Source organism: Pseudomonas sp. 18.1.10 (assembly GCF_024655625.1).
In the GTDB taxonomy this organism is placed as follows: Bacteria; Pseudomonadota; Gammaproteobacteria; order Pseudomonadales; family Pseudomonadaceae; genus Aquipseudomonas.
Map to the genome: position 1 here is coordinate 1 of NZ_JANLGL010000029.1, position 11,562 is coordinate 11,562.

Consider the following 11,562-nt stretch of genomic DNA (forward strand, 5'->3'; position numbering starts at 1 on the left):
ATGGGCAGCCCAAAGCGCAGGGGCAGATGCTGGAAATGAGTGCGGCGGTGGCGCGTCTACAGCAAGCGGGTGAGCAGTTGGAGGGATTGTCTGCTGATGCCAGCGCCGCGAGTGCCGACCCCGCCGATGTGCAAGCGCAATTGAACTTGCTCAAGCAAGACCTGGAACAACTGCAATCGTCCGTGTTGCTGCTCAGCGCCCCTCAAGGCGTTGCCCTGACCAGTGGGCAGCACTTGCAGCTGGCCGCGCAGCACAACCTGATGGTCAACGCCGGAGCCGAGGCGGATATCAGTGTGCTCAAACGGCTGTTTATCGGGGTCGGGCAGGGCGTCAGCCTGTTTGTGCGCAAGGTGGGCATCAAGTTGATCGCCAACCAAGGCCCTGTACGTGTCCAGGCACAGAACGACAGGCTGGAACTGGTTGCGCGTCATGGGATGGACATCACCAGTACCGATGACGAAATCCGCATCACCGCCAAGAAGAAGATCACTCTGAATGCCGGCGGCAGTTACATCACCCTGAATCAAAGCAGCATCGAATCCGGCACACAAGGCGACTTCAATATCAAGGCTGCAGACTTCCAGTTCCTGGAGCCTGCCCGCCAGTCGCTGGAAATACCACAGCCCCCTCAACTGACCGAGCATAAATCCGTGCCCTCCGGGCTTACGGGTTTCTCAGGCTGATCTTTTGCGAAACCAGGAGTGAAGCACCCCATGGCCAATTTGTTTTTCCGGTTTTTCGAGCTCTTCAACCCCGCTCGAAACATGCCGATTTACTTGCCCGATTCGCCCACTGCAGAGAGCGGCTCTACTCAGTCAGATGCCCCTTCGCCAACGCCGTTGCCGCTGAAGAACTGGAGCCATCCCTTCAAGGATAAAGCCCATCCGCTCATGCAATTGACCCAAATGGCTAAAGCCGCTGCGGGTTACTACCCCGTGGGGCGTAATGGCCTGTGGCACGGCGGTGTGCATTTCGACGGCGGCACTGCGGGGACTCTGGATCAATCCAGCGTGCATTGCTTGGCCGATGGTGAAGTGGTGGCTTATCGCATTGATCAGCACTCACCTACCACGACCTACTTTTTTGAAAAACTAACCGTACAAAAGCCGTTTTCACGCAACTTCGTGTTGGTTCGCCACCGCCTTGAAGCACCAAAAGTCGAGGGCAACACAGACACCCCGCCAAGCCTGGTCTTTTACAGCCTGTATATGCACTTGCGCGACTGGGCGGTGTACCAGACGGATCCAGCTATCGCTCGGCCAGGGTTCTGGCCCGAAGCGCAGACGCGCCGGGTCAAGGTCACGGTAAGTGATGTCCATGCCGATTATCCCGGTCAGCAAGGTCTGAATGTGTACGGCCAGACGCGGCGTGGCAAGGCGCTGGCCATGCTGCTTAGGGGCGCGGAGGTGATGGTCAGTGGGGTGGGGGGGTACCGTAAGTTAGAGGGCAGTGATGGCCCTGACGTGTTGAAAGATGCCGAGGGTCGCCTGCAAGGTTATGTTGCCCATGAGTATCTGGTCCCGTGTGGTGGGGGAGAGTATCGGGTCAAGGCCAGTGCACTAAATGTTCGCGCCGAAGCGAGTGCCAATAGCCGTATCCTTATGCGCTTGCCCCAGGGCACGGAAGTTTGCGTCAGTGGTGAAGGCACCTTCCGTAAATTGGAGCGTGTGAACCAGTATGTTCACTCCGACTCCCTGGAGGGGGCTCGTGAACCGGTAGCGGATTGCATCGTTGTCCTCGATCCACCCGTCGCGATCAAGGCCGCTGACTTGATCGGTCATCTCGGCCTGTATCAAGACTGTGCTAGCGATTACCCGGAAGAAAAACTGCATCTGGAAGTGTTCAGTGGCGATGACGTGGAAACGTTTATCGATGATTGCCGTGCTTGGACTGAGCGACTGCCGGCGACCAGCAAAACCTGGCTGAAACTTGCCAAAGGCAGCGCCGTGGTAACGCATCAGGCGTACTTCAGCGCAACCCAACCACCGACTCTGAACGCGGCCAGCACCGCCAGCGATGCCCATTTATGGGTGCCCAAAACCCTGCTGGACGGGCTCCCGGCCGAGAAAAAAGTCCAGGTGGCGGCGATGCCGGGTCGCAAGGCTTGCAACTGGTATCGACTGGAGGGCCTGCTTCACGACGCAGACCGTAACCTGCTCGACGGTTGGGTTCGCGAAGAGGTCGGCGTCACCCCTTGGGTCAGTCCCTGGTCATGGGATGGCTACGAGGTGATCTTCAATTACGACACGCCTCGCCAGTCCCTTGCCTCCTTCCTCCGGGCGGCAAACCGTTTAAGCCCTGAGCAAATCGAACGTCATGGTGCCTTGGCGGACATGGCAGATAGCGGCCCGCTCAAGACGCGGCTCTACGACATCATCGACTGCAATCGCGATGGAAGTATGGGTGCCGAAGAGTTGCAGTCCGCGATGGCGTTGCCGGCGCATGCACAGTCACTGGCGCAACTGATCATCTTTTATGAAAGCGAGTGGCGTCATACGCCGAGTAAGTGGGATGGCCTGGACGAGATTTTGGGTCATAACGGCTCGACACCGCAGCTGAATTGGGTGGCGGAGAAGGGGCGGATCAACGCGATGAGTTGGTGGGATGAAGTGGCGGCAGGGGTTGGGTTGCCGGGGCATGGGCAGGTTTATCACTTGCATCCGTTGGGGTTGCTGGGGAAGTTCTACACAGACAGACGAAGAATCACAGTAGACCTATTAGAGAGGATAACTGGTAAGTCCGGCGGTTGGTTCTCCGGAAAAGGTGGAGGTCGTACGTTTGCTGAAGTATTTAAAGAAAAGTATCCGCGAATATATAACTACGATAAGGCCAGGTTTGTTAGTGAGCTGAATGAGGCACTTGAACGTTACGGGATTGTAACCGCGCATCAGCAGGCGCACTTTGTTTCGCAATGTTTTCATGAGTCTGCTGCCTTCGAAACGACAGTTGAGTTTGGTTCCGGTATGCAGTATGACCCTGGGCGGCATGCTGGCGCAGTGGCTAACGGAAATACAAAGGTTGGTGATGGGCCGAAGTACAAAGGTAGAGGGTTGATTCAGTTGACGTGGAAGAATAACTATGCGGCCTACTCTAGTTACAGAGGGGTTGATTTTGTAGAGGACCCGGAAGCGCTAGCTGAAAGTATGTTCAATGCGATAGACGTGTCGTGCTGGTATTGGCGATATAGCGGAGCTGTTAGCAAGAAGCATGATGCGCGGGGTGATATTAATATTTTGGTAAACCATGAGCCTGATAACGTTCAGCTTATAACTCGCGCAGTGAATGGCGGTGACAACGGGCTGCATGAGCGTGTGAAAATATATGAGGCTATTCGGAAAGAGTGGAGGCTGTTATGAGGCCGGTTGTAACGTATGTCTTTAGAGTTTGTGGAGCCGTATTTTTTTATGTTTTTTCATGTGCAAGCTATGGACGAGTAGAGTTGCCTATCATTGACGTGGTTAGCGCTGTGCCACTCTTGTTTTCTGTTTCCGAAAAGGGAGAAACGTTTGCAGTGTCCCCATCAAAAAAATTCATGCGCGATATTTTTGAGATGTACGAGGATGTGTATGTTGAAGACCTAACGGGTGATGGTGTGGCGGAGGTATTTTTTCGTCTGGGAAGCCGAGGTGTTAATACGTGCTACAAGGTGTTGACTTATATGGGGCGGGATAGATCTCTAGGTGAGTTGTTGTTTTCTGGGGGAGAGTTGTGCAATTACAGGGTTGAAAATGGCCGCGTTATTAGCGCTTATAAAAATGGCGCTGTATGGGTTGAGGATGTATATTTTTTTCGAGATGGAAAGTTTTTTATTGAACTCTCGGATAGTTGTGTTGGGTGCGGCGAGGTGACGCGCAGAGCTTACCGGCATGATAGTTCCTTTTTTAGCTTCTTAGTGTCTGACGATATGGATTTCGAGGGGAGAGTTCCATTTGTCGCTGAAGTAAAGTCGCAGAGGGCGTGGATTTTTTCCTCACCAGAGGCTGCGGGGCCAACTGATAGATATTTGAAGGTGGGAGATAAAGTTACTTTTTTGAATGTTGAAAGTGTGCGCGGGCAGGAATGGGTTGAATTCAGGTTTTCAGAAGATTCCAGCCCTGAGGGGTGGTTGAAATGTAGCGATGTTGGTGGGTGTGATTTTGGTTAATTTAATGCCGTGAGATTGGAGTGCTGGGTTCGCTGTAGGTATTAAGCCGCAGATTTTTAGAGTGCGATTTCAATTGATTTTTAGGCTGTTTTGTGTTTTTGATTTTAAGAAAATATGATGTCGGTAGTGGAGTGCTCGACAGTTTTTAAGGTGCTCCAGTTGCAGTTGGAGCTTGATCTATAAAAGTGGGGTTGGCTGGTCTGTCTGAGCGATAGTAATAAGAGTTAGGTGTTGCGCAGATTTTCTTTCGTTGCTGAAGACGTGAGCGTACAAAATGTTGAAATCTCTATTGTTTGTCTTATTCTGTGCTTGGGCGCTTCCTGTAATTGCGGATGAGCACTTATGTGCTGGCGTTGGCAGTGGGCTTGCATATCGACCAGTAGAGCTTAACGGAGTTGTTGCATGCTTTGTATACGTGGAAATGCCACGGGAGAAACAAGGACAGCTGTCGCGAGACCCATATGGTATTGCAATTTACTCAGTATCTAAATCTGAGGGGCGGATGCTTGTTTATGATCTTCCATATGCAGGGACAAAGGGAGTGATCAGTGATGTGTTTGCTTTTTCTGTTACTGATGCAATTGAGAAGGTTCTGTTTGTAGTTCATAGCGTTGAGGCGCCAATGTCTTGGGATGCTGTAAGCGATATTTACGATGTGGCTGTGATTAGGGCTCAAACCGGACGACTTGTTAAAGATGAAAAACTTTCTCGTTTTTTTGGCTTGGGCGGGGACTTGCTTGATAGGCATGTGAAAGGTGGTTACGTATACCCCTATAAGGAAAGGAGGGCGGTGGTTGGTGCTGTGCGCTCTCTGTTGTTTGATTTTATATGCGCGTCTGTCTCGGTATTTGGTGTGGTTCAAGAAAAAGCGTTTCTATATGGAGGTGATGTGGAGCCCTCCGTGCAAGATCCTAAAGGCATGTACTTGATAAAAGGGGACAAGGTGATGCTTGAAGACTCAACGGCAGGCTGGTGCAAGGTTTCGTATTTAGGGGGCGGGAAGGAAATCAAGCGATGGATGCAATGCAAGTCATTGATTTTCGGTAAAAACTAAGTGTCCAGCGTTGCAGTCGATGGTTATTGCTTGGTCTAGCCAACTCTCTAATTTCTAATGGTCGGAAGTATCCATGAAAAACATCATCCTCATCGGCGATAAAACAACCAGTGGGGGCACAGTCCTATCAGGCTCTACCACGATGATTTTCAGAGGCATAGGCGCGGCACGCCAAGGCGATGTCGTGAGTTGCCCAATCCCTGGTCATGGCCAAACGGTGATTGCCGAGGGCCATCCTGCGTTTCGTGATCGCGGTCTTCCAGTGGCCTTCGATGGACATCGATGTGCTTGCGGCTGCGCCTTGATTTCGTCACTGCCTGCTGTGAGTGCGCGTTAGTCATGCCAGTCAGGTTGGATCAAGTACCTGCCCAGGCTTCCAGACCCGTTCGCCCGGGGAGATGGTTGTGGTTTGCAGGATTACCGCTGTTTCTGCTCTTGCTTGGTGTGGGTGGGGTGTCTTTATTCGGCGCTCAACTTCTGCATCAGCGCCCGATCAATTTTTTGGGGTTGGCACTGGGTGTTCCACTGCTTGGTTGGTGTCTGTTGGGATTTGGACGTGTCTTCTTGTACTTGGGGCAACAACAAGTCGCCGATGGGTGGGATATGGCGCGTGAAGAGGATCTTGCTCACAAGCTCCGGCGTGGTCGGCGTGCTCAATGGGTGTTGGCTGCAAGTCATCACTTCGTCGCGGGTAGCATCGAAGACGCTTCAGGGCTGAGGCTGCAAAAGGCGCTGACGCAAGTACTTGCTGACCTCGCGCCGGTTCTGGAGCAGGTGCCTGGGGACGTGCCATTGGCTGTGCTATTCGAAGTCGAGAGTGCTCTGCCGCAGGTCGTATCGCGACAAGCATGGCGACGAGCCTGGAGTCTTTCTGGAATTCGGCAGTCGATAGTTCCCGTTTCGAGCTGCGGATTAGATGCCTTGGACGGTTGGTTGGACCGTCGCATAGCTGATCAGGCGTTACTCCTGGTGGTAGCGACTCAGTTCATGCCGCAACGGCCGGAGGGTAGAGCTGAGGTGGTGATCGGGATGTTGCTCACCAATCGCACGACGCATCAGGCGCTGCCCTGTAAGGCCTGTCTGCATCGACCGGAGCAAGCGCGTGAGGCAAATGCCGATGCTTTGCTTTATGCCGTGCGCCAAGCACTGGAGTGGGTGCCGTTGAATGCGCAATCCATCGTGCAGATCTGGAGAGCGGGGGTTGATACGGAGGGTGGTGCGCAGTTGCTGGCGGTGTTGGAAAAAGTGCCAATTCAGTCAACGCACAAGCAAAGGATTAATGACCTGGATGCCTCGCAGGGTAATCCAGGCAGGGCATCACCTTGGCTGGCAATTGCCTCAGCAACGCAGGCCATTGAGTGCGGTGTCGGATCGCAGTTCATCTTTAGTGGTGACGGCAACGGAGCGCAAGGGCTCTGGTGCACGGTCTTGACACCGGTGGAATCATTTTCGAAGTAGGATTTTCGGATGCAATTTCGACGGATTGTTTGGTTGGTGGTTGTATTGGCCGCACTGCTGTTGGTCGGTGCGGTATTGGGCACGTTGATATGGCGTTATCCGGAGACAGTCGGGATACGGCCCGGCAGTGTTGGGCAAACCATCGGGTTGTGGCTGAGCGCGGCTATGACTTTTTTCTTGATGACGTTCTTGATGGCTTACCATTTTCTGGGCCATCAGTTGGGGCGCTCGGCTTACCGGCTACAGGTGCCAGACGACTTGATTCAGCCCGAACAGGCTGTTGTCACTCAGCGCCTTGACGCTCAGAGTGCGCAGTGTGTCGACCTGTTGAAAAAGCACTTGCAGGCTCGTTATGGTTTTTTCTGGCGTCGAAAGGTCCGTCTGATGTTGGTTGTGGGTGAGCCCGACCACATTGAGGCCATCGCCCCCAATCTTGGCGCACAACGCTGGCTGGAAGGCCAGCATACCGTCCTGTTGTGGGGCGGTCGTGCTCAAGCAGAATTGCAAAAGTTGTTCCCTCTGCATTGGGCTGGGCTGAGCCGCTGGCGCGCGTTGGACGGTGTCATCTGGGCACTAGACCACGTGCTTTGTGCTGAAGACGTTTTGATGGGCGCAGGTACCCAACAGTTGCAGCAATTGGCTCGTAGTTTGAATTGGCAGTTGCCGTTGCATTTTTGGCAGGTTCGCAATAGTCACTGGCTTGAGGATGTGCGCACCTTACAAGCGGTGGGGTGTCTGCTGCCGATACCCCTTGATGTCCAGGTGTTGCAGGGCTGTTTGGAAGACTTGCCGTCGCCCTTGCGCCGCGCAGGCTTGGCAAACATGCACGATGATATGAATCACGATTTTTTATTGCGCCTTTCCCGCGATCTGCAGGTGGAAGGAGTTACCCGTTGGTGCCAAACGCTCGCACCGCTGTTAGACAAATTCTCCCAGGGTACACCGCTACGCGGGCTATGGTTCAGCCAACCGATCCCGCCTATCGAAAACTGCCCTGAACACTTCTGGCCCGCTCCTCCAGCCTGGCAAGGCATTGTCAGCGACAAACCCGCAAAACGCCGCCTGGGTTGGAGCGCTACCCGAGTGGCATACACCCTGACCCTATCCCTGACCCTACTGTGGACCGCAGGCCTACTCCTATCCTTCACCCACAACCGCACGCAGATCACCCGCGCACAAACCGTTCTCCACACCCTGCAAACCACCCCCCAAGGCGACGCCCAACTGCTAGCCCTCAACGATCTAGTCCAAGAACTGGCCCGCCTGGACTACCGCGCCGTCCACGGTACCCCTTGGCACCAACGTTTCGGCCTCAATCAAAATCAACCACTGCTGGAAACCCTCTGGCCCCATTACGTCGAAGCCAACAACCGCCTGATCCGCGATCCCTTGGCCGCGATCCTGCACCAGCAGCTCACGGCGCTGCTCAAACCGGCAGCCGGCGACCCCGAGCGGACAAAGGACGCCTACGCCCCACTCAAGGCCTACCTGATGATGGCGCGCCCCGAAAAAACCGACGCCGCACTCTTGCTCAAAACCCTCAACGAACTTGCACCCGCACGCCCAGGCATGCCGCCCAGTCTGCGCCAGTTCTATGCCGAGCACCTGCCCGCCAACCCAGCCTGGCGCATCCCGCTCGATCCCCGCCTGGTCGCACAAGTCCGGCAGCTTCTGCTGCGCCAGTTGGGCCAACGCCACGCCGAGGGCAGCCTCTACCAGCAAGTCCTCGATGGCGCCGCCAATCACTATCCCGCCCTGGGCCTGCACCAACTGGTGGGTGACACCGATGCCGTCGCGCTGTTCGCCACCGACGCCAGCGTGCCTGGCGTGTTCACCCGCCAGGCCTGGGAAGGGCAGGTGCGCGATGCCATCGAGAGGGTCGCCGAGGCGCGGCGCGAGGAGATCGATTGGGTGCTCAGCGACAACCCCGCCGACCTCGACACCCGGCTGAGCCCCGCGCAATTGCGCGAGCGCCTCACCGAGCGTTACTTCCAGGACTACGCCAGCGCCTGGCTGGACATGCTCAACAGCCTGCGCTGGCAGGCGGCGGGCAGTCTGGATGAGGTGATCGACCAATTGACGCTGATGAGCGATGTGCGCCAGTCGCCGCTGATTGCGTTGATGAACACCCTCGCTTACCAGGGGCAGGCCGGGGCGCGGACGCAGGCCTTGGCGGATTCCTTGGTGAAGTCCGCACAAAAGCTGATCGGGCAGGATAACGCGCCGCGGATCGACCAGATGGCCGATGTCCCCGGCAGCCCACTGGACGCGACCTTTGGCCCGCTCCTGACGCTGCTCGACAAGCGCAACGATGACGGCTTGAGCCTGCAAACCTTCCTCACCCGCGTGACCCGGGTCCGCCTGAAACTGCAGCAGGTCAGCACCGCACCTGATCCGCTGGAAATGACCCAAACCTTGGCGCAAAGCGTGTTCCAGGGCCGCAGCATCGACCTCACCGACACCCAGTCCTACGGCAGCCTGCTGGCCGCCAGCCTGGGGGCGCAGTGGGGCGGGGTGGCGCAAACCTTGTTTGTGCAGCCGCTTGAGCAGGCCTGGCAGCGCGTGTTGCAACCCTCGGCTGCCGGGCTCAACAGTCAATGGCAACGCTCCATCGTCAATCAGTGGGACAGCGCCTTTGCCAACCGCTATCCGTTTGCGGCCACTGCCAGCGACGCCTCCTTGCCCATGCTAGGGCAGATGATCCGCGCTGATTCCGGGCGCATCGAACAGTTCTTGCAGCAGCAATTGAGCGGCGTGTTACGCAAAGAGGGCAACCGCTGGCTGGCCGACCCGCGCCACAGCCAGGGCCTGCGCTTCAACCCGCAGTTCCTCAGTGCGATCAACCAGCTCAGCGATCTGGCCGACGTGCTCTACACCGATGGCGGCATGGGCCTGCGCTTTGAGTTGCAAGGCAAGCCGGTGCGCGATGTGGTGCAAACCCGCTTTATCCTCAATGGCGAAACCCATGATTATTTCAACCAAAAGGAAAGCTGGCAGCGCTTCAACTGGCCGGGGCGCGGTGACTATCCCGGCGCCAGTCTGAGCTGGACCAGCGTGCATACCGGCGAGCGCTTGTTCGGCGACTTTCCCGGTACCTGGGGCCTGTTGCGCCTGTTGGAAAAAGCCCAGGTCACGCCGCTGGACGATGTCGACAGCCGCTACCGCGTGGTGCTCAAGGCGCCGGATGGCTTGAATCTGGTCTGGCATCTGCGCACCGAACTGGAGGCAGGGCCGTTGGCATTGCTCAAGTTGCGAGGGTTCAACCTGCCCCGGCAGATCTTTCTCGGCGAGCAAGGGATGGACACGCCTTATGCGCAAAACGGGAGTGCACCATGAGCCTGCGAAGCCTGATCGATCGCTGCCTGGGTGAGCGGGACGCGTTGTCCATCGCCCAGGCCGAGGCGGGCCATTGGCAACCCTGGCTGCTGCCCATCAGCGCTGACTGCGCCGCTGGCGAAGACCCGGCCTATAACGACGACTTCCAACGCATGCGCGAAGAGGTCAACAAGCTCTCGGGGGCGGATGCCGAACAGGTGGCCGAGTTGGCGCAGAACCTGTTGCTCCACCATTGCAAGGACCTGCGCGTGGCCACGTACTACTTGTGGGCGCGCCTGCAGCAGGACGGCGAAGCCGGGCTCGCCGACGGTCTGTGTTTGCTGGCGGCACTGGTGGAGCGTTTCGGTACCGAGGTGCTGCCCGCGCGCGCCAACAGCCGCAAGCTGGCCCTGGAATGGCTGGCCAGCGCCAAGGTGCTGGACACGCTGTTGTTGTACCCGGAAGTGGTCAAGGCCGAGGCCAGCCGTACCGCTGCGGCGCTGGCCTGGCTGGAGCGGGGCGTGAGTGCGTGGCCGCAGGCGCAACGCCCGGCGCTGGGCCCGCTCTATGCGGCGTTGACCGCGCGGCTCGCGCAGTCCGGTGGCATGGACGCACTGGTGCCGCAGAACAGCGCCAGCCCGGCGGCGCCCACGCCCATGATCCGCTCCGGCCGTGACCTGCTGGACAGCGGCCGGGCCTTGGCGAGTTATCTGCGCGAGCAACCCCAGGGCTGGCTAGCCGCCCACCGCCTGATGAAAAGCCTGCGCTGGGACACGGTGCACCAGGCGCCCCCGCAAGAGGCCAATGGCAACACCCGCCTGGCGCCGCCGCGAGCGGACTATCGCGCCCAGCTCAAGCGCCTGTACCTGCAACAGGGCTGGACCGAACTGCTCGATCAGGTCGAGCGCATCTACGCCGAGGGCGTGCACCATTTCTGGCTGGATCTGCAGTGGTACCTGTACCAGGCCCTGAGCCGGCAACCGCCGCCCCAGGATGGCTGGGCGGAGATTACCAAGCGTGACCTGGGCATGTTCCTTGAACGCCTGCCGGGCTTGGAAGACCTGCGCTGGAGCGACGCCAGCCCGTTCGCCGATGAGACCACTCGCGAGTGGATCGCCCAGCACGTCTGCGGCAATCGCCCCCAGGCCTGGCTTCCGGTTGCACCCGTCGTGCCAACGACGGACGCCGCCGACGTCCTGCTGCTGGAAAGCGAAGCACTGGCCCAGGCCGACAGCGACGGCGTGGACCAGGCCCTGGCCTGGCTGGCGGCTCGCCCAGGCATCAACACCGGGCGCCAGCGCTGGTTGCTGCGGCTGTTGATGGCGCGTGTTGCCGAGCAGCATGGCAAGGGCGACCTGGCCATCCACCTGCTGGGCGAACTGGATGCCAGCGCGCAACGCCAGGCCCTGGCCGAGTGGGAGCCCGACCTGCATTTCGAGGTCAAGGCGCGGTTGCTCAAGCTGCTGCGCATCAAAGCCCAGCGCAACGACGCCGACAAACCCAGCCTGGCCCGCAGGATGGAAGCCTTGCTGGCGGCGCTGGTGGTCATCGACCCGGTACGCGCCGCCGTGCTGTGTAGCTGAACGTCAAC

9 protein-coding genes are annotated in these 11,562 nt (G+C 57.7%); 8 read left to right on the plus strand and 1 reads right to left on the minus strand.

Going from position 1 to position 11,562, the window contains the following annotated elements:
• From NUV89_RS07665 to NUV89_RS07690, 6 genes are all read left to right on the plus strand, one after another.
• On the plus strand, window positions 1-683 hold a 683-nt coding region (locus NUV89_RS07665; RefSeq protein ID WP_257780840.1), incomplete at its 5' end, for a DUF2345 domain-containing protein.
• Window positions 684-713: 30 nt separating this feature from the next.
• Window positions 714-3,356 carry a glycoside hydrolase family 19 protein gene (locus tag NUV89_RS07670; protein WP_257780841.1) on the plus strand — a complete coding sequence of 881 codons (2,643 nt, stop codon included), beginning with the start codon at window positions 714-716 and terminating at the stop codon, window positions 3,354-3,356.
• On the plus strand, window positions 3,353-4,144 hold the full coding sequence (locus tag NUV89_RS07675; RefSeq protein WP_257780842.1) for a hypothetical protein: 792 nt from the start codon (window positions 3,353-3,355) through the stop codon (window positions 4,142-4,144). The genes NUV89_RS07670 and NUV89_RS07675 overlap by 4 nt, the downstream gene beginning before the upstream one ends.
• 274 nt (window positions 4,145-4,418) lie before the next feature.
• Window positions 4,419-5,198 carry a hypothetical protein gene (locus NUV89_RS07680; RefSeq protein WP_257780843.1) on the plus strand — a complete coding sequence of 260 codons (780 nt, stop codon included), beginning with the start codon at window positions 4,419-4,421 and terminating at the stop codon, window positions 5,196-5,198.
• A 73-nt stretch (window positions 5,199-5,271) separates the two neighbouring features.
• The gene (locus NUV89_RS07685) at window positions 5,272-5,535 is read left to right on the plus strand and encodes a PAAR domain-containing protein (protein WP_257780844.1); all 264 of its coding nucleotides are present in this window, start codon (window positions 5,272-5,274) and stop codon (window positions 5,533-5,535) included.
• 65 nt (window positions 5,536-5,600) lie between these two features.
• Complete coding sequence (locus tag NUV89_RS07690) at window positions 5,601-6,656, plus strand: hypothetical protein (protein WP_257780845.1); 1,056 nt, start codon at window positions 5,601-5,603, stop codon at window positions 6,654-6,656.
• Between the two features lie 240 nt (window positions 6,657-6,896).
• On the opposite strand, the gene NUV89_RS07695 is transcribed toward NUV89_RS07690, so the two are convergent.
• On the minus strand, window positions 6,897-7,151 hold the full coding sequence (locus NUV89_RS07695; RefSeq protein ID WP_257780856.1) for a hypothetical protein: 255 nt from the start codon (window positions 7,149-7,151) through the stop codon (window positions 6,897-6,899).
• Between NUV89_RS07695 and NUV89_RS07700 the strand changes: the two genes are divergently transcribed.
• Window positions 7,041-9,992 carry an ImcF-related family protein gene (locus NUV89_RS07700; RefSeq protein WP_257780846.1) on the plus strand — a complete coding sequence of 984 codons (2,952 nt, stop codon included), beginning with the start codon at window positions 7,041-7,043 and terminating at the stop codon, window positions 9,990-9,992. The two genes, NUV89_RS07695 and NUV89_RS07700, sit on opposite strands and share 111 nt — an antisense overlap.
• Window positions 9,989-11,554, plus strand: a complete 1,566-nt coding sequence (gene tssA / locus NUV89_RS07705) for a type VI secretion system protein TssA (protein WP_257780847.1) — start codon at window positions 9,989-9,991, stop codon at window positions 11,552-11,554. Before NUV89_RS07700 ends, tssA begins: the two co-directional genes overlap by 4 nt.
• Window positions 11,555-11,562 lie beyond the last annotated feature (8 nt).